This window comes from Polaromonas sp. CF318 (assembly GCF_000282655.1).
Taxonomy (GTDB): Bacteria; Pseudomonadota; Gammaproteobacteria; order Burkholderiales; family Burkholderiaceae_C; genus Polaromonas.
Genome location: NZ_AKIV01000060.1, coordinates 40347 through 57662 on the forward strand (window position 1 = coordinate 40347; position 17316 = coordinate 57662).

Consider the following 17316-nt stretch of genomic DNA (forward strand, 5'->3'; position numbering starts at 1 on the left):
AGGTAGCTACCCGCGCAACGGCGGAGCGTGGGGGTCATCTACTCAAACGCGCCCGCAGATGGAGGCGGTGGCCATCAGGTCTTCGAGCAGCGCGTACGACACCTTGCCGGAGACGGAATAGGGGTCGAGCTCGGCCTTCTCGGAATACTTCAGCAGGATGGAATGGTTGAGCTTGGAGAGGTTGACCTGCCCCATGGTCCAGCCGCCGAAGCGCCGCTCGGAGATTTCCTCGAAGTGCAGCAGCACCACGTCCTTGTGGCGGGCGTCCTGCTGGATGTGGCCGAACAGGTCGCTGACCGCCATGCGCCCGCCTTCGATGGCCTGCAGGAAGATGCCGCCGCCGTAGCAGAGGATGCCGGTGATGCCGGTGGCCGGGTTGTGCTGGCGCGACTGCGACAGGATGCCCTCGATGGCTTCGGGGCTGGTGTCGACCGCGCGGCTTGCGTAAAGTAAACGTACGAGCATGCTTAGCCTTTTTGCGGAATCAGTGCGAGAAATTCGCGGCGCAGGGTCGAATCTTTCAGGAACACGCCGCGCATCACCGAGTTGATCATCTTGCTGTCCATGTCTTTCACGCCGCGCCAGGCCATGCAGTAGTGGCTGGCCTCCATCACGATGGCCAGGCCGTCGGGCTGGGTTTTTTCCATGATGAGGTCGGCCAGTTGCACCACGGCCTCTTCCTGGATCTGCGGGCGGCCCATGACCCATTCAGCCAGGCGCGCGTATTTGGACAGGCCGATCACATTGGTGTGCTCATTGGGCAGTACGCCTATCCAGATCTTGCCGATGACCGGGCAGAAGTGATGGGAGCAGGCGCTGCGCACCGTGATAGGCCCGACGATCATGAGCTCGTTGAGGTGCTCGGCGTTGGGGAACTCGGTGATGGTGGGCGAGGCCACGTAGCGGCCCTTGAACACCTCGTTGAGGTACATCTTGGCCACGCGGCGCGCGGTGTTGTTGGTGTTGTGGTCGCCGGCGGTGTCTATCACCAGGCTGTCGAGCACGCCCTGCATCTTGCCTTCGACTTCGTCCAGCAGTTTTTCGAGTTCGCCGGGCTGGATGAACTGGGCGATGTTGTCATTGGCGTGAAAGCGCTTGCGCGCCAGCGCCAGCCGTTCGCGGATCTTGACGGAAACGGGCGTACCCTCGCCGGTCGCGTCCTGGGGGGGCGTGTCGGATTTCATAAGCATGCCAGATATTACCAGCCCGTCCCCCTGCCGTCTTGTCCGGAATTTGGCGGGGTCTTTGGCCTTCTGACCCATCCGCATGGGCGCATGCAGCTATCAATTTAGGAGCTGATTACCGGAAACGGCGGTTTCGGGAAGTCAATAGCGCTGGCCCGCCACCAGCAACGCCAGCCGCACCAGGGCATAAGCCCCCCAGCCCCGCAGGCGCTGGCCCAGGGGGCGGTGGCTGTGGGCGGCCGGATCCATGCGCCGCCCCTGCTTGACCATGGCATCGCGCAAAATGCCCGCCAAGCCTTCGGCAAAGGCCTTGTCCTCGACCACCACGTTGGCTTCACGGGCCAGCAGCAGGCTCAAGGGGTCCAGGTTGGACGAACCCACGGTGGCCCAGTGCCCGTCCACCACGGCCACCTTGGCGTGCAGAAAGCCGGCCTCGTATTCATGGATCTCCACGCCCGCCGCCAGCAGGACGCCGTAGACGGGCCGGGCCGCGTGGTATTGCATGAAGTACTCATAGCGGCCCTGCAGCAACAAGGTGACGCGCACGCCGCGCCGCGCCGCGCCTATCAGGGCGCGCCGCAGCTTGCGCCCCGGCAGGAAGTAGGCGTTGGCGATGATGATCTCGTGGTGAGCTTTGCCTATAGCCTTGCGGTAGGCGCGCTCTATGCTGCTGCGGTTGCGCAGGTTGTCGCGCAATACCATCGCCGCCCTGGGGCCGGCACCGTGGCCTGCGGCGGGCGGCGTAGCGCCCGTGCGCCCGCCGTAACCCGCCGCCTTGAACTTCTCCCACGCGGCGTTCATGTGCCGCTGCCGCGCGCTGTAACCCGCCTGCACGCGCCACCACAGCAGCGCCATGGCATCGGCGGCCTCCAGCGCCAGCGGCCCGGTGGCGGCCACGGCAAAATCGACGCGCGGCGCCTGGAGCTCCCCGTGATTCGGGTCGTAGAAATCGTCGAGCACATTGATGCCGCCGCAAAACACCGTGTGCTGGTCAACGACGCACAGCTTGCGGTGCAGGCGGCGCCAGCGCTCCGGCACCAGCAGGCCCAGGCCGCTCAAGCCCGTGCCCAAGGGAGAGTACACGCACCAGTCGACCTTGGCCTGCGCGAATTTTTCGCGCCATTCGGCCGGCAGCGGGCTGGTGCCTATGCCGTCCACCAGCACCTGCACCGTCACGCCGCGGCTGGCGGCGCGCACCAGCGCCTCAGCCACCTGCGCCCCGGCGCCGTGAAAATCGAAAATATAGGTTTCCAGCTGGACCCAGCTATGCGCCGCATCCAGCGCCTGGACCAAAGCGGGGAAAAAATCCCGCCCGCCCTGGAGCAGTTGCAGCGCGCCGGTCTTGTGGAGGGGATACAGCATGGGCGGTGGCGTTCGTCCCTGTGCGAATGGAGAGATGGGCGTGGGGTCCGTCCCATTTAAACCGAGCAGCCGGTGTTTGCCAATCCCGTGAAACGCCAACTCACAAAGTGTTGCGCCTGCGCGCGGCCCCTGTGGCCTTTGCGGCTCAGGCCATGAATTGCGGCAGCAGCAGCACCGCCTCGGCATTCGAGGGCGAGAAGCACAGGTCGGCCGCCGCGTGGTGCGGCAGCCATTGCCAGGCGGTGTGCTCCCGGGGGTTGAGCTTCACCTCGCGGGCCTCGGGCAGGCACAGGCTGAAGACGTGCTCGGTGTTGCGGGTCACGCCAGGTGCATAACGATGGCGCCAGACCGGGTAGATCTCGTAGACGTTGGCAAGGCCCCAGTCGCGGAACTGCGCCGGCGGAGCCGCGATGCCCGTCTCCTCAAGCACCTCGCGCATGGCGGTCTCCAGCAAGGGCTCGTCCACCCCGTCTTTGGACCCCGTCACGCTTTGCCAGAAGCCGGGATTATCGGCGCGCTCTATCAGCAGCACCTCGCGCTGCGGCGTGTGGATGACCACCAGCACGGATTCGGGGATCTTGAAGGCTTTCAAGGCATCCCCGCTCCGGGCCGGCAGTTGGCGCGCCGTTTAGACGGGTTGGGGGTTGCGCAGGCGGATGTGCAGCTCGCGCAACTGTTTTTCGTCCACCGGGCTGGGCGCATGCGTGAGCAAGTCCTGCGCGCGCTGGGTTTTCGGGAAGGCGATCACGTCGCGGATCGACTCGGCGCCCGTCATCATGGTGACGATGCGGTCCAGGCCGAAGGCCAGGCCGCCGTGCGGCGGCGCGCCGTACTGCAGCGCGTCCAGCAGGAAGCCGAACTTCTGCTGGGCTTCTTCAGGGCCGATTTTCAGCGCGCTGAAAACCTTGCTCTGCACTTCGGCGCGGTGGATACGGACCGAGCCGCCGCCCAATTCCCAGCCGTTGAGCACCATGTCGTAGGCCTTGGCGATGCAGCGGCCCGGGTCGGTGTCCATCCAGTCTTCGTGGCCGTCCTTGGGCGCGGTGAAGGGGTGGTGCACGGCGCTCCAGCGCTGGCCATCCTCGTCGAACTCGAACATCGGGAAGTCCACCACCCACAGCGGCTTCCAGCCCTTGGTGAACAGGCCGGTCTTTTTGCCGAAGTCGCTATGGCCGACCTTCAGGCGCAGCGCGCCAATGCTGTCGTTGACGATCTTGGCCTTGTCGGCGCCGAAGAAAATGATGTCGCCGTTCTGCGCGCCCGTGCGCTTGAGGATCTCGGCAATGGCGGCATCGTGGATGTTCTTGACGATGGGGCTTTGCAGGCCCTCGCGGCCTTTGCCGGCGTCGTTGACCTTGATCCAGGCCAGGCCCTTGGCACCGTAGATCTTCACGAACTCGGTGTAGCCGTCGATCTCGCCGCGGCTCATCTCGGAGCCGCCGGGCACGCGCAGGGCCACCACGCGTCCGCCCGCCGTCGTGGCCGGCGCGCTGAAGACCTTGAAGTCCACGTCGGCCATGACGTCGGTCAGTTCGGTGAATTCGAGGTTCACGCGCAGGTCGGGCTTGTCGGAGCCGAAGCGGTGCATGGCGTCGGCATAGGCCATGACGGGGAACTCGCCCAGGTCGGTGTTCAGCACGGTCTTGAAGATGCTGCTGATCATGCCCTGGAACAGGTCGCGGATGTCCTGCTCGCCCATGAAGGAGGTTTCAATATCGATCTGCGTGAATTCGGGCTGGCGGTCCGCGCGCAGGTCTTCGTCGCGGAAGCACTTGGTGATCTGGTAGTAGCGGTCGAAGCCGGACACCATGAGCAGCTGCTTGAACAGCTGCGGGCTTTGCGGCAGCGCGAAGAACATGCCCTCGTTGACGCGGCTGGGCACCAGGTAGTCGCGCGCGCCTTCGGGCGTGCTCTTGGTCAGCATCGGCGTTTCAATGTCGATGAAACCGTTGGCGTCGAGGAACTTGCGCGTTTCCATGGCCACGCGGTAGCGCAGCATCAGGTTGTTCTGCATGTAGGGGCGGCGCAGGTCCAGCACACGGTGCGTGAGGCGCGTCGTCTCCGACAGGTTGTCGTCGTCGAGCTGGAAGGGCGGCGTCACGCTGGGGTTCAGCACGATCAGTTCGTGGCACAGGACCTCGATCTTGCCGCTCTTGAGGTTCTCGTTGGTCGTGCCCTCGGGGCGAGCCCGCACCACGCCTTTGACCTGAACGCAGAATTCGTTGCGCACGCCTTCGGCGGTCTTGAACATGTCGGCACGGTCCGGGTCGCAAACCACCTGCACATAGCCTTCGCGGTCGCGCAGGTCGATGAAGATGACGCCGCCGTGGTCGCGCCGGCGGTTGACCCAGCCGCACAGGCTCACGGTCTGGCCCATGAGGCTCTCGGTCACCAGACCGCAATAGTTGGAACGCATTTGGGAAACGATGGCCATAAAAATACTCGAACTTTCAGCGCTTTTGGGGCGGTTGTCGCCGTTTAAAGGGGAGGGGTCAGGGGCAGGGTCGCGGGCAGCGGCGCGGGCTTTGCGGGCACCACGACACCCATGGAAATCACGTAGGTCAGGGCTTCATCGACGCTCATCTTGAGTTCGATGCAGTCGCTTTTTTTCAGCATCACGAAATAGCCGCCGGTGGGGTTGGGCGTGGTCGGGACGTAAACGCTCAGGTAGTCGCCCTGCAGGTGGTTGACCACGTCGCCGCCGGGCGTGCCGGTGAGAAAACCTATGGTCCAGACGCCTTCACGCGGCCACTGCACCAGCAGGGCCTTGCGAAAGGCGTTGCCGTTTTCTGAAAACACCGTGTCGGAGACCTGCTTCACACTCGAATAGATGGAGCGGACGATGGGGATGCGGCTCAGGAAGGAATTGCCCCAGCGCACCAGCTTCTTGCCGAAAAAATTGCTGGCGAAGGCGCCCATCAGCAGCACGATCAGCAGCATGAGCAGCACGCCGAAGCCGGGGATGTGAAAACCCAGCAGCTTGTCGGGATGCCAGGCGCCCGGCAGGATCAGCAGCGTCTGGTCCAGCGTGCCGACGATCCAGTCGAGCACCCACAGCGTGATCGCCAGGGGCACCAGCACCAGGAGTCCGGCCAGAAGCCAGCGGCGAATGGATGCCATCACGAAGAAGACTTGGAAGAAGAATCGCCGGCCGAAGCCTTGGCGGGTGCGGCCGGTGCGGGAGCCGGAGCCGCCGCGGTGCTTGCCGGCGCGGGGGCGGTAGAGTCGGCCGGTTTACTGTCCGTTCCCTTGCCGTTGGCCGTGCCTGCTTCGCCGCCCTCAGTCTTGGGCGCGGCCACGCCCGTGCTGTTGCCGCCCCGAAAATCCGTCACATACCAGCCCGAGCCCTTGAGCTGGAAACCCGCAGCCGTGACCTGCTTTTTGAACGCGGGCGCGCCGCACTGCGGGCACACGGTGAGTGGCGCATCGGAGATTTTTTGCAGAACGTCCTTGGCATGCCCGCAGGACTCGCATTTGTAGGCGTAGATTGGCATAGTGCTTAAGGCTTTGAGGGGATATTCCCAGGAATACCCGGGGAATTTGCCCGGGAAAGGTAGCCCGGGTGCAAAGCCCTCAATTATAGGCCGTTGAGGCCCTTCCCGGCGGCTTTAGAAGAGCCGCACGCGCAGGATGAACTGCATGGCGATCAGCCCCAAAACAAAGCCCAGCCCGCCGTAAATCACGCTTTGCAACAGCTTGTTGGTGCGTTTTTGTTCGAGCAGCAGTTCCTCGATCTCCCGGCGATGCAGGCCCGGCGGTGATTTGAGGTACTGCGACAGCAGGCGCGGCAGGCCCGGCAGCAGCTTGGCATAGGCCGGTGCCTCGGCCTTGAGCTGCGCCAGCAGTTTTTCGGGGCCCACCTGTTCCAGCATCCATTTTTCGAGAAAGGGCTTGGCGGTGCTCCAGAGGTCCAGGTCGGGATCCAGTTCCCGCCCCAGGCCCTCGATGTTGAGCAGGGTTTTTTGCAGCAGCACCAGCTGGGGCTGGATTTCGACGTGAAAGCGCCGCGATGTCTGGAACAGCCGCATCAGCACCAGCCCCAGCGAGATTTCCCGCAGCGGCCGGTCGAAATAGGGCTCGCAACAGGCGCGTATGGCGGCTTCCAGCTCGTCGACCCGGGTTTCGGGGGGGACCCAGCCGGATTCGAGGTGCAGCTCGGCCACCCGCTTGTAGTCGCGCTGGAAAAAGGCGCTGAAGTTCTGCGCCAGGTATTCCTTGTCGACCTCGGTCAGCGTGCCCACGATGCCGAAGTCCAGCGAGATGTAACGGCCGAAAGTTTCCGGCGCCAAGCTCACCTGGATGTTGCCCGGGTGCATGTCGGCATGGAAAAAACCGTCGCGAAAGACCTGGGTGAAGAAAATGGTGACGCCGTCGCGCGCCAGCTTTTTCATGTCCACGCCGGCTTCCAGCAGGCGCTGCACCTGGCTGATGGGGACGCCCTTCATGCGCTCCATCACCATCACGTCGGGCATGCAGAAGTCCCAGACCATCTCGGGAATCATGACCAGGTCGAGGTCCTGCATGTTGCGGCGCAGCTGGGCCGCATTGGCCGCCTCGCGCAGCAGGTCCAGTTCGTCGTGCAGGTATTTGTCGAACTCGGCGACCACCTCGCGGGGTTTGAGGCGCTTGCCGTCGGCCGAGGCGCCCTCCACCCAGCCGGCCATCATGTGCATCAGCGCCAGGTCTTTTTCGATGGCGGGCAGCATATTGGGCCTGAGCACCTTGACGGCCACCTCGCGCCCGTTCGGCAGGGTGGCGAAGTGCACCTGAGCGATGGAGGCGCTGGCGACCGGCGTTTGCTCGAAGCTCGCAAAAATACGGTCCAGCGGCCGGCCGAAGGCTTTTTCGATGATGGCCACGGCCACGGCGGACTCAAACGGCGGCACCCTGTCCTGCAGGCGGGCCAGCTCGTCGGCAATGTCGGGCGGCAGCAGGTCGCGGCGGGTGGACATCACCTGGCCGAACTTGACGAAGATGGGACCCAGGCTTTCGAGGGCTTCGCGCAGGCGCTCGCCGCGCGGCGCCTTCAGGTTGCGCCCGATGGAAACGATGCGCGTCAGCAGGCGCACCCCCGGGCGCTGGAAACTGGAGAGCACCAGCTCGTCCAGCCCGAACCGCAGCACGGTCCAGACGATGAAGATGCCCCGGAAAAGCCGGGTCATGCAGAGGCCTTCGCGGTCGGGGCGCCCTCACCCGCCGCGGGGCTTGCGGGCGCCGCCTGCGTGGCGACCCCGGATGAAGCGGGAGCCGGAGCCAGCGGCGTCCTGGCGAGGAACTGCTTGAGCCCTTCAAACAGCCGGCGCCCGGCGTCGGCCACCGCGTGGGCGGGTGCATCGCCGATCAGGCGCGACAGGTCTTCCTCGGCATCCCAGCGCAGGTTTTCGGCCAGCCAGCCCAGTTCGGCGGCCAGTTGCACGTCGCCTTCGATCTTGACCGGCGGCGGCTTGCCGGCCAGGACGGACTGCACGACGGTGAGGGGCGACTCGGTGGCGACGGCCAGCGTGAGGTCAGGTTTGGCGCCGGGCACCGCCCGGTCCACCAGGCCCGCGGGCGTGACCACCAGGTCGATCGAAAAATGACCCCAGCGCAGGTGCACCACGCGCCCCTTTTGCCGGAGCAGCCGGTCCTGGGCCTGCTTTTCCTGCATCAGGACATGGTTCAGGAACAGCACCAGTCGCTGCTGCCCCTCGTCGACCACCCAGGCGGGAGGCTGAAAGCGGGTGGCGATGGATTCCAGAAACGAAAAAGGGGACGTGGTGGTATTCATACGTCCCCGATTTTGCAGGATAAAACACCCGACAAGGTAAGCAACCTACTTATCTACCGGCAGGCGCAGCCCCCTGAGGGGGAACGGGCTACACGAAGTGAGCCCGGACGGGGGTAGTTTATTGAAGTGCCTGTACGCCGGCCACCAACCAGCCGCTGCCGCCATTGCGGGGTTTGGTCATGTTCCAGACCTCGCGGAAGGGGCTGGCACCGGCGGAGGCGTCTTCGCGGATCATGCCGGAGAACTCCACGCTGGCCATGTAGACGTCGCTCAGTTCCTCGATGCCGAGCAATTGGGCGTCCAGCATCACGACCTCGGTCTTGTTGACCTGGCCGCCGGTGTGCGATTCGCGGTCGGCGAGCTGGGTCTTGATCTGCTCGAGCATGTCGTCCGTCATCATGGCGCGCAGGCTCTGGATGTCGGAGCGGTCCCAGGCATCCTGCAGCGTCACGAAATTGGCCTTGCTGGCCTTGAGGAAGCCTTCGGCGTCAAAGCCGGCCGGGACACCCCAGGACTGCGAGCCCAGCAGGGCCGAGCCGATCATGGAGCCGCCCGCAGCGGGTGCGGCCGCGTCGTATTTGTTGGCGTCGAATGCCATGCTGCTGCGCTCCCAGGGGCGCGCGGAGGCATCGTTGCCGACATTTTCGGGGCTGTAGTTTTTGGGAGTGGTGGCATTGCCTGCGCCCTGGAAGGCGAAGGGCGCCTGCCCGGAGGCCGCGCCGGGCGCACTGGCCGCTCCGCCCTTGAGCCTGCGCATGACAAAACCGATCACCAGCATGACCACCAGCGCCAGCAGGGCGAACAGCATGATCTGGCCGAAGGCGCCGCCCAGGCCCAGCGACGAAGCCAGCCAGGCCAGGCCCAGGCCGGCGGCCAGGCCGCCCAACATCGCACCCCAGGGGCGCTTGGGCGCCTGCGCGGGCGCCGCGGCGGGGGTTGCCGGCTTGGCGGCGGAATTCGTGGCGGAGCCGGCGCCGCCGGGCGCCGCCTCGCGTTGCGTGACGTTGGACGACTGTTTGCCGATCGACTTGCCGCCAGCCAGGCGCTTGGCCTCGGCCGACGTGCCTGCCAGGGCCATGGCCGTGACCAGCACGGTGGAAAGAATTGCGGACCAGATCTTCATATCGTCTCCTTAATCACACTTCAACAACTTCAGCACTTGATTCCAACATGCAATGCCACTACGCCGCCCGTCATGTTGTGATAGTCCACATGGCCGAAACCACCTTTACGCATCAGGGCTTTAAGTTCTTCCTGGCCCGGGTGCATGCGGATGGACTCGGCGAGGTACTGGTAGCTTGAGTCATCGTTGGCCACCAGCTTGCCCAGCCGGGGCAGGACCTTGAAGGAATACCAGTCGTAGATTTTTTCCAGCGGCCTGGCCACCTTGGAGAATTCGAGCACCAGCAGCTTGCCGCCGGGCTTGAGCACGCGGTTCATCTCGCGCAGCGCGTCCTCCTTGTGCGTCATGTTGCGCAGGCCGAAGGCCACGGTCACCACGTCGAAACTCGCATCGGGGAAAGGCAGGTGCTCGGCGTCGCAGACCAGCGTCGGCAGGTTCACGCCGGCGTCCAGCAACCGGTTGCGGCCTTCGCGCAGCATGGCCTCGTTGATGTCGGTGTGCACCACCCGCCCGGTGCTGCCCACCTTGGGGGCAAAGGCCAGCGCCAGGTCGCCCGTGCCGCCGGCGATGTCCAGCACCTGGTAGCCCTCCTTGACGTTGGCCACCAGCACGGTGTAGGCCTTCCAGGCGCGATGCAGGCCCATGGACATCAAGTCGTTCATCACGTCGTATTTGGGCGCCACGGAATCGAAGACGCCGCGCACGCGGCGCGCCTTGTCCTGCTCGTCGACGGATTCAAAACCGAAATGGGTACTGCTCATAGGTCAATGCTAGAGGGCAAAGCCAGGAATGGCCGCGACAACCCTGGGCTGACGCGGGACATTGCGGGCTTATTGCTGGCTTTTATGCTGGAAAAACAACAGTGCCGCGGCGGGCCTTGACCGCCCGGCGCGGCGCGTTGAAGGGCTTCGCGCGGCTCGCACCATCAGTGGCTGGCGCAGCCGTGCCCGCCGGCCTGGGGCATGGGCGCATCGCGGTCCACACCGGCGGCCTGCAGGCGACGCTGGTAGTCGTCCCAGAGGCGGTTTTGCTCGGCCCCCAGGTGGTAGAGGTAGTCCCAGGAAAAAATCCCGCTCTCGTGGCCGTCCGAAAACACCGGCTTGACCGCGTAGTTGCCTATGGGCTCGAGCTCGACCACCATCACCTCGCGCTTGCCGGTCTGCAGGATTTCCTGGCCCGGGCCGTGGCCCTGCACCTCGGCGGACGGGGAGTAAATGCGCATGAGTTCGAAGGGAATCCGAAACTCGGCGCCGTCGGAAAAAGCGATCTCAAGAACGCGCGACTGGCTGTGAACCGTCAGCGCCGTGGGCGTCGGGGAGCCGGGTTGAAGGCCTGCCATGGGGAATTGCTTTCTGAAAGGGAAAGGCCGGACAGACCGGCCGTCATGGTTTTGGCAATATCTCTGTTGACACCCGGGCCCTAAACCAGCACGCGCTCGATGCCGCCGTGGTTGGCCGCCTCCACATAGGCCGGCAGCCATTCCTTGCCCAGGATCTGGTTGGCCATTTCGACGACGATGTAGTCCGCCTCGAGCAGGCCGTTCTGCAGGTCGCTGCCGTAGCGCGAGAGCCCTTGCAGGCAGCTCGGGCAGCTGGTGAGTATCTTCACATTGCCGGTGTCGGCGACCGCGCCGGACGCCCGCAGCGTGGCTTCGCCCTTGCGCAGCTCCTCTTCCTTGCGAAAGCGGATCTGCGTCGAGATGTCGGGACGGGTGACGCCAAGCGTGCCCGATTCGCCGCAGCAGCGGTCGTTCTTGAGCACGTTGTCGCCCATCAGGGCTTTGACGGTCTTCATCGGCTCCTGCAGCTTCATGGGGCTGTGGCAGGGGTCGTGGTAAAGGTAACCCGCACCGGGTTGGTCGGTGCGCAGGGTGATGCCTTTTTCGAGCAGGTACTCATGGATGTCGATGATGCGGCAGCCCGGGAAGATTTTCTCAAACTCATAGCCCTGCAGCTGGTCGTAGCAGGTGCCGCAGCTGACCACCACGGTCTTGATGTCCAGGTAGTTCAGCGTGTTGGCCACGCGGTGGAACAGCACCCGGTTGTCGGTGATGATTTTTTCGGCCTTGTCGAACTGGCCGCTGCCGCGCTGCGGGTAGCCGCAGCACAGGTAACCCGGCGGCAGCACGGTCTGCACGCCCGCGTGCCAGAGCATGGCCTGCGTCGCCAGGCCCACCTGGCTGAACAGCCTTTCGGAGCCGCAACCGGGGAAATAGAACACAGCCTCGGTCTCGGAGGTGGTACTTTTCGGGTTGCGGATGATGGGGACGTAGTCCTTGTCCTCGATGTCCAGCAGCGCGCGCGCGGTCTTCTTGGGCAGGCCGCCCGGCATCTTCTTGTTGATGAAGTGGATCACCTGCTCTTTCACGGGCGCCTTGCCGACCGTGGCCGGCGGCAGCGCCGTCTGCTTGCGCGCCAGCCGGCGCAGCAGGTCGTTGGCCAGGCGCTGGGCCTTGAAGCCCACGTCCACCATGGCACCGCGCATGAACTTGATGGTCTGCGGGTTGGTCGCGTTCAGGAAGAACATGGCGGCGGCGTTGCCGGGCCGGAAGGACTTCTGCCCCATCTTGCGCAGCAGGTTGCGCATGTTCATCGACACTTCGCCGAAGTCGATGTCCACCGGGCAGGGGGTCAGGCATTTGTGGCAGACCGTGCAGTGGTCGGCCACGTCCTCGAACTCCTCCCAGTGCTTGATGCTCACGCCGCGCCGGGTCTGCTCTTCATACAGGAAGGCCTCCACCAGCAGCGAGGTCGCCAAAATCTTGTTGCGCGGGCTGTAGAGCAGGTTGGCGCGCGGCACGTGGGTGGCGCACACGGGCTTGCATTTGCCGCAGCGCAGGCAGTCCTTCACGCTGTCGGCGATGGCACCTATGTCGGACTGCTGCATGATCAGCGATTCGTGCCCCATCAAGCCGAAGCTGGGTGTGTAGGCATTGGTCAGGTCGGCCTGGAGCCCCTGCCCTTCCCTGCCAAGGTGCCCCTGGTTGCGCAACAGCTTGCCCTTGTTGAAGCGCCCTTGCGGGTCGACCTTCTGCTTGTATTCGGTGAAGGGCCGCAGCTCCTCGTCGGTCAGGAACTCCAGCTTGGTGATGCCTATGCCGTGTTCGCCGGAAATCACGCCGTCCAGCGAGCGGGCCAGCACCATGATGCGCGCCACGGCTTCGTGCGCGGTCTGCAGCATCTCGTAGTCGTCGCTGTTGACCGGCAGGTTGGTGTGCACATTGCCGTCGCCGGCGTGCATGTGCAGCGCCGCCCAGACGCGGCCCTTGAGCACGCGCTTGTGAATGGCCGTGCATTCCTCGAGGATGGGCAGGAACGCGCCACCCGAAAAAATCGCCTGCAGCGGAGCGCGGATCTGGGTTTTCCAGCTGGCGCGCAGCGAATGGTCCTGCAGCTGCGGGAACAAGGTGGCCACGCCCTCCAGCCAGCCGGACCAGAGCGCGCGCACCTCGGCCAGCAGCGCCAACGCCTGGGCGACGCGGTCTTCGAGCAGCTCGGCCGACGGAATGTCGTTGGCGTCGTCCGATTTGCCCAGGGGCAGGCTGCCCTGGAGGAAAAAGGCCTCGAGCTCGTCGCACAGCTTGATCTTGTTGCGCAGGCTCAGCTCGATGTTGATCTGCTCGATGCCGTCGGTGTACTCAGCCATGCGCGGCAGCGGAATCACGACGTCCTCATTGATCTTGAAGGCGTTGGTGTGTTTGGAAATGGCGGCCGTGCGCTTGCGGTCCAGCCAGAATTTCTTGCGCGCTTCGGCGCTGATGGCGATAAAACCTTCGCCGCTGCGCGAGTTGGCGATGCGCACGATCTCGCTGGTGGCGCGGGCCACCACGTCGGCGTCGTCGCCGGCGATGTCGCCGATCAGCACCATCTTGGGCAGGCCGCCGCGCTTGGACTTGGTGGCATAGCCGACGGCGCGCAGGTAGCGGTCGTCCAGGTGCTCCAGCCCGGCCAGGATGGCTCCGCCGCGCTTTTGCTCGGCGAACATGAAGTCCTTGATCTCCACGATGCTGGGCACCGCGTCCTTGGCATTGCCGAAGAACTCCATGCAGACGGTGCGCGTGTGCGCCGGCATGCGGTGCACGATCCAGCGCGCGCTGGTAATCAGGCCATCACAGCCTTCCTTCTGGATGCCCGGCAGGCCGCTGAGAAACTTGTCGGTGACGTCCTTGCCCAGGCCTTCCTTGCGGAATGACTTGCCGGGAATGTCCAGCCGCTCGCGGCGCAGAGGCGTCTTGCCGTCGGCCTCGAAATACTGCAGCTCGAAGCTGGCCATGTCGGCGTCGTGGATCTTGCCCAGGTTGTGGCCCACGCGCGTGACCTCCAGCCAGGTCGCTTCGGGCGTGACCATGCGCCAGGAGGCCAGATTGTCCAGGGCGGTGCCCCAGAGCACGGCCTTTTTGCCGCCCGCATTCATCGCAATGTTGCCGCCTATGCAGGAGGCTTCGGCCGAGGTCGGGTCGACCGCGAACACAAAGCCGCCGCGCTCGGCCGCATCGGCCACGCGCTGGGTGACGACGCCGGCTTCCGTCCAGATGGTCGCAACCGGTTTGTCGACACCGGGCAGCGAGACCATTTCGACCTCGGTCATGGCTTCGAGTTTTTCGGTGTTGATGACGGCCGACTTCCAGGTCAGCGGGATCGCCCCGCCCGTATAGCCGGTGCCGCCGCCGCGCGGGACGATGGTCAGGCCCAGTTCGATACAGGCCTTGACCAGGCCGGCCATTTCCACTTCGGTGTCGGGGGTGAGGACCACAAAGGGGTATTCGACGCGCCAGTCGGTCGCGTCGGTGACATGCGAGACCCGCGAGAGGCCGTCGAACTTGATGTTGTCGTTGCGGGTCAGCTTGCGCAGCTTGCGTTCAGCCAGCCGGCGCAGGTCGTAGATCTCGCTGAACGAGGTGTAAAAGCGGGTGACCGCCGCGCGGGCGGCGTCCAGCAGCTCGCCCACGATGGCGTCGCGCTGCGGGTCGGCCTCAGGCGTGCGGCGCTTTTCCACCTCGGTCAGCCGGTGCTGCAGGGCGTCGACCAGCAGCTTGCGCCGCTTGGGGTTGTCCAGCAGGTCGTCCTGCAAATAGGGGTTGCGCTCCACCACCCAGATATCGCCCAGCACTTCATACAGCATGCGCGCGGAACGGCCGGTGCGGCGCTCGTCGCGCAACCGGTTCAGCAGGTTCCAGGCGCGTTCGCCAAGCAGGCGTATCACCACCTCGCGGTCGGAAAACGAGGTGTAGTTATAGGGAATTTCGCGGATGCGGGCTTCGCCGGCCTTTGCGTCATCGGCAAAGACATGGAGTTCTTGGAGTGTGGTAGGGGCGTTCATCGTGAAAAGCCAGCGGCTTCAGACCCGTGTCCAGCGCTGTTGCCCTATATTACCGCAGCGCACCATTTGGGGCCGTGTCCGCACCGCTTCGGGCCGGTCCTAAGTCATCTTATGGAAATCCCGCTTGTCGGACGTCTGCCAAATCGCTTAAATCCGTGTGTCATAAACAGTTCCTAGACTGTCCCGTTTAACTTGGCGCGCCTGTTCGCGCCCAAATCCCAGGAGTTTTAATGAAAAACCGTCTTTCCGCCTTTGCTTTTGCGGCCCTAGGCCTTTGCGTGCCTTTGGCCGGCCAGGCGCAGACCGAGATCCAGTGGTGGCACTCCATGACGGCCGTCAACGGCGAATGGGTCAACGACCTGGCCAAACAATTCAATGAAAGCCAGAAGGAATACAAGGTAGTCCCCACCTTCAAGGGCACCTACGACGAATCCATGACCGCCTCCATCGCGGCCTTCCGCGCCGGCAACGCGCCCCACATCCTGCAGGTGTTCGAAGTCGGCACCGCCACCATGATGGCCAGCAAGGGCGCGGCCATTCCCGTCGGCCAGGTCATGAAGGACGCCGGCGAGAAATTCGACCCCAGCGCCTACATCTCGGCCGTGGCCGGTTACTACACGGCGCCCAACGGCCAGATGCTGAGCTTCCCCTTCAACAGCTCGACCACCATCTTCTACTTCAACAAGGACGCCTTCAAGGCCGCCGGCCTGCCCACCGACAAAGCCCCGGTGACCTGGCCCGAAGTGGTGAATGCCGCCGCCAAACTCAAGGCCGCGGGCCACAAATGCCCCTTCACCACGGCTTGGCAGGGCTGGACCCAGCTGGAAAGCTTCTCGGCCTGGCACAACGTCGAGTACGCGACCAAAAGTAACGGCCTGGCCGGGCTTGATGCGCGCATGAAGATCAACTCGCCGCTGCACCAGCGCCACATCGAGAACCTGGCCAACATGGCCAAGCAGGGCCTCTTCGTCTACAAGGGCCGCGGCAATGTGCCGGAAGCCAGCTTTGTGTCGGGCGAGTGCGCCATGATCAACACCTCCTCGGGCTTTTACGGCAACGTGGCCAAGAACGCCAAGTTCGCCTACGGCCTGGCCCCTCTGCCTTACTACCAGGATGTTCCCGGCGCGCCGCAGAACACCGTGATCGGCGGTGCCAGCCTCTGGGTCATGTCGGGCAAGAAGCCCGCCGAATACAAGGGCGTGGCCAAGTTCTTCAGCTTCATCTCCACGCCTGAAGTGCAATCGGCCAGCCACAAGCGCACGGGCTACCTGCCGGTGACCACCGCGGCTTACCAGTTGACCGAAAAATCGGGCTTCTACACGCAGAACCCGGGTACCGACGTCGCCGTGACGCAGATGATCCGCAAGGTGACCGACAAGAGTCGTGGCATCCGCCTGGGCAACTATGTGCAGATACGCGCGATCGAGGACGAGGAACTCGAAAGTGTCTGGAACGGCAAAAAGACGGCCAAAGAAGCGCTGGACTCCATCGTCAAGCGCGGTAATGAACAGCTCGAACGCTTCCAGAAGGCCAACAAAGGCTGATCACGCAAGCGACAGTGCAAGCCCGCCCGCCGGGCTACACTCGGCCCGCCTAACGCCCTTCCCCTTCACCGGGGAAGATCAGGCGGGTTTTATGTTTAAGCGCCCCCAAGTTTCTGCCCATTGAAGGCCCTATGGAAAAACGCGTTGTCTTTCGATCCAGCTGGCTGCCCTGGCTGCTGCTGTTGCCGCAAATGGCGGTCATCCTGGTGTTCTTCTTCTGGCCCGCGGCGCAGGCCCTGCTGCAGTCGCTGCAGCAGCAGGATGCTTTCGGCACCTCCATCGAATTTGTCGGCCTGGCCAATTTCCGGCAGTTGCTGGACGATCCGAGTTATGTGGAGTCCTTCAAGACGACCGCGTTTTTCTCGGTGATGGTGGCGGGCATAGGCATCAGCCTGTCGCTGGTGCTGGCGGTTTTCGCCGACCGCATCACGCGCGGGGCCATGTTCTACAAAACCATGCTGGTGCTGCCCTATGCGGTGGCGCCCGCCGTGGCGGCTGTTTTGTGGGTCTTCATGTTCTCGCCCTCGCTGGGCGTGGTGGCCTACGCATTGGGCAAGATGGGCATCAACTGGAACCACCTGCTCGATTCCGGCCACGCCATGACGCTGATTGTGATGGCTTCGGTCTGGAAGCAGATTTCCTATAACTTCCTGTTCTTCCTGGCGGGCCTGCAGTCGATCCCCAAATCGCTGATCGAGGCCGCCGCGATCGACGGCGCCCGGCCCTGGCGCCGTTTCTGGACCATCCAGTTCCCGCTGCTGTCGCCCACCACCTTCTTCCTGCTGGTCATCAACGTGGTCTATGCCTTCTTCGACACCTTCGCCATCGTCGACGCCGCCACCCAGGGCGGCCCCGGCAAGGACACGGCCATCCTGGTCTACAAGGTGTATTACGACGGCTTCAAGGCCATGGACCTGGGCGGCTCGGCCGCGCAGTCGGTGGTGCTGATGGTGATCGTGGTGGCCCTGACGGTCATCCAGTTCCGCTATGTCGAGAAGAAAGTGCAGTACTAAATGC

General features: G+C 64.3%; 15 protein-coding genes. 2 read left to right on the forward strand and 13 right to left on the reverse strand.

All coding sequences use genetic code 11. The features are described 5' to 3' along the window. Nucleotides 1–42: 42 nt before the first annotated feature. From PMI15_RS10435 to PMI15_RS10495, 13 genes are all read right to left on the reverse strand, one after another. Complete coding sequence (locus tag PMI15_RS10435; RefSeq protein ID WP_007867959.1) at nucleotides 43–465, reverse strand: BLUF domain-containing protein; 423 nt, start codon at nucleotides 463–465, stop codon at nucleotides 43–45. Between the two features lie 2 nt (nucleotides 466–467). Further along, a complete protein-coding gene (gene folE, locus PMI15_RS10440; protein WP_036838408.1) occupies nucleotides 468–1190 on the reverse strand; it encodes a GTP cyclohydrolase I in 723 nt (240 codons plus the stop codon). A gap of 135 nt (nucleotides 1191–1325) precedes the next feature. After that, nucleotides 1326–2546: a cardiolipin synthase ClsB gene (clsB, locus tag PMI15_RS10445; RefSeq protein WP_007867962.1), complete on the reverse strand. Its 1221-nt coding sequence runs from the start codon at nucleotides 2544–2546 to the stop codon at nucleotides 1326–1328. A 145-nt stretch (nucleotides 2547–2691) separates the two neighbouring features. Beyond that, nucleotides 2692–3138, reverse strand: a complete 447-nt coding sequence (gene nudB / locus PMI15_RS10450; RefSeq protein ID WP_007867965.1) for a dihydroneopterin triphosphate diphosphatase — start codon at nucleotides 3136–3138, stop codon at nucleotides 2692–2694. 36 nt (nucleotides 3139–3174) lie between these two features. After that, the gene (gene aspS / locus PMI15_RS10455; protein WP_007867966.1) at nucleotides 3175–4980 is read right to left on the reverse strand and encodes an aspartate--tRNA ligase; all 1806 of its coding nucleotides are present in this window, start codon (nucleotides 4978–4980) and stop codon (nucleotides 3175–3177) included. A 44-nt stretch (nucleotides 4981–5024) separates the two neighbouring features. Continuing rightward, entirely contained in the window at nucleotides 5025–5666 is a 642-nt protein-coding gene (locus tag PMI15_RS10460; protein ID WP_007867968.1) for a DUF502 domain-containing protein, read from the reverse strand. Continuing rightward, nucleotides 5666–6040, reverse strand: coding sequence for an FmdB family zinc ribbon protein (locus PMI15_RS10465; protein WP_007867969.1), 375 nt, complete (start codon nucleotides 6038–6040; stop codon nucleotides 5666–5668). Before PMI15_RS10465 ends, PMI15_RS10460 begins: the two co-directional genes overlap by 1 nt. Nucleotides 6041–6154: 114 nt before the next feature. Then, nucleotides 6155–7708: a ubiquinone biosynthesis regulatory protein kinase UbiB gene (ubiB, locus tag PMI15_RS10470; protein WP_007867970.1), complete on the reverse strand. Its 1554-nt coding sequence runs from the start codon at nucleotides 7706–7708 to the stop codon at nucleotides 6155–6157. Next, nucleotides 7705–8313: a hypothetical protein gene (locus PMI15_RS10475; RefSeq protein WP_007867971.1), complete on the reverse strand. Its 609-nt coding sequence runs from the start codon at nucleotides 8311–8313 to the stop codon at nucleotides 7705–7707. The genes ubiB and PMI15_RS10475 overlap by 4 nt, the downstream gene beginning before the upstream one ends. A 118-nt stretch (nucleotides 8314–8431) precedes the next feature. Then, the gene (locus PMI15_RS10480) at nucleotides 8432–9436 is read right to left on the reverse strand and encodes a Tim44 domain-containing protein (RefSeq protein WP_007867975.1); all 1005 of its coding nucleotides are present in this window, start codon (nucleotides 9434–9436) and stop codon (nucleotides 8432–8434) included. Nucleotides 9437–9465: 29 nt separating this feature from the next. Beyond that, nucleotides 9466–10197, reverse strand: a complete 732-nt coding sequence (gene ubiE / locus PMI15_RS10485) for a bifunctional demethylmenaquinone methyltransferase/2-methoxy-6-polyprenyl-1,4-benzoquinol methylase UbiE (RefSeq protein WP_007867977.1) — start codon at nucleotides 10195–10197, stop codon at nucleotides 9466–9468. 164 nt (nucleotides 10198–10361) lie between these two features. Beyond that, a complete protein-coding gene (locus PMI15_RS10490) occupies nucleotides 10362–10775 on the reverse strand; it encodes a gamma-butyrobetaine hydroxylase-like domain-containing protein (RefSeq protein WP_007867978.1) in 414 nt (137 codons plus the stop codon). 80 nt (nucleotides 10776–10855) lie between these two features. Further along, entirely contained in the window at nucleotides 10856–14755 is a 3900-nt protein-coding gene (locus PMI15_RS10495; protein WP_007867981.1) for a DUF3683 domain-containing protein, read from the reverse strand. A 230-nt stretch (nucleotides 14756–14985) separates the two neighbouring features. Between PMI15_RS10495 and ugpB the strand changes: the two genes are divergently transcribed. Both ugpB and ugpA read left to right on the forward strand, forming a co-directional pair. Then, nucleotides 14986–16299, forward strand: coding sequence for a sn-glycerol-3-phosphate ABC transporter substrate-binding protein UgpB (ugpB, locus tag PMI15_RS10500; protein ID WP_007867984.1), 1314 nt, complete (start codon nucleotides 14986–14988; stop codon nucleotides 16297–16299). A 131-nt stretch (nucleotides 16300–16430) separates the two neighbouring features. Further along, complete coding sequence (ugpA, locus tag PMI15_RS10505) at nucleotides 16431–17312, forward strand: sn-glycerol-3-phosphate ABC transporter permease UgpA (RefSeq protein ID WP_007867987.1); 882 nt, start codon at nucleotides 16431–16433, stop codon at nucleotides 17310–17312. Nucleotides 17313–17316 lie beyond the last annotated feature (4 nt).

What these genes read in the sequence shown, in the direction of transcription:
- aspS (WP_007867966.1), bottom strand. Translation starts at nt 4,980, where the DNA reads ATGGCCATCGTTTCCCAAATGCGTTCCAACTATTGCGGTCTGGTGACC.
- ugpB (WP_007867984.1), top strand. Translation starts at nt 14,986, where the DNA reads ATGAAAAACCGTCTTTCCGCCTTTGCTTTTGCGGCCCTAGGCCTTTGC.
- PMI15_RS10490 (WP_007867978.1), bottom strand. Translation starts at nt 10,775, where the DNA reads ATGGCAGGCCTTCAACCCGGCTCCCCGACGCCCACGGCGCTGACGGTT.
- PMI15_RS10480 (WP_007867975.1), bottom strand. Translation starts at nt 9,436, where the DNA reads ATGAAGATCTGGTCCGCAATTCTTTCCACCGTGCTGGTCACGGCCATG.
- PMI15_RS10460 (WP_007867968.1), bottom strand. Translation starts at nt 5,666, where the DNA reads ATGGCATCCATTCGCCGCTGGCTTCTGGCCGGACTCCTGGTGCTGGTG.
- ugpA (WP_007867987.1), top strand. Translation starts at nt 16,431, where the DNA reads ATGGAAAAACGCGTTGTCTTTCGATCCAGCTGGCTGCCCTGGCTGCTG.
- PMI15_RS10475 (WP_007867971.1), bottom strand. Translation starts at nt 8,313, where the DNA reads ATGAATACCACCACGTCCCCTTTTTCGTTTCTGGAATCCATCGCCACC.
- PMI15_RS10495 (WP_007867981.1), bottom strand. Translation starts at nt 14,755, where the DNA reads ATGAACGCCCCTACCACACTCCAAGAACTCCATGTCTTTGCCGATGAC.
- ubiB (WP_007867970.1), bottom strand. Translation starts at nt 7,708, where the DNA reads ATGACCCGGCTTTTCCGGGGCATCTTCATCGTCTGGACCGTGCTGCGG.
- ubiE (WP_007867977.1), bottom strand. Translation starts at nt 10,197, where the DNA reads ATGAGCAGTACCCATTTCGGTTTTGAATCCGTCGACGAGCAGGACAAG.
- PMI15_RS10435 (WP_007867959.1), bottom strand. Translation starts at nt 465, where the DNA reads ATGCTCGTACGTTTACTTTACGCAAGCCGCGCGGTCGACACCAGCCCC.
- PMI15_RS10465 (WP_007867969.1), bottom strand. Translation starts at nt 6,040, where the DNA reads ATGCCAATCTACGCCTACAAATGCGAGTCCTGCGGGCATGCCAAGGAC.
- clsB (WP_007867962.1), bottom strand. Translation starts at nt 2,546, where the DNA reads ATGCTGTATCCCCTCCACAAGACCGGCGCGCTGCAACTGCTCCAGGGC.
- folE (WP_036838408.1), bottom strand. Translation starts at nt 1,190, where the DNA reads ATGCTTATGAAATCCGACACGCCCCCCCAGGACGCGACCGGCGAGGGT.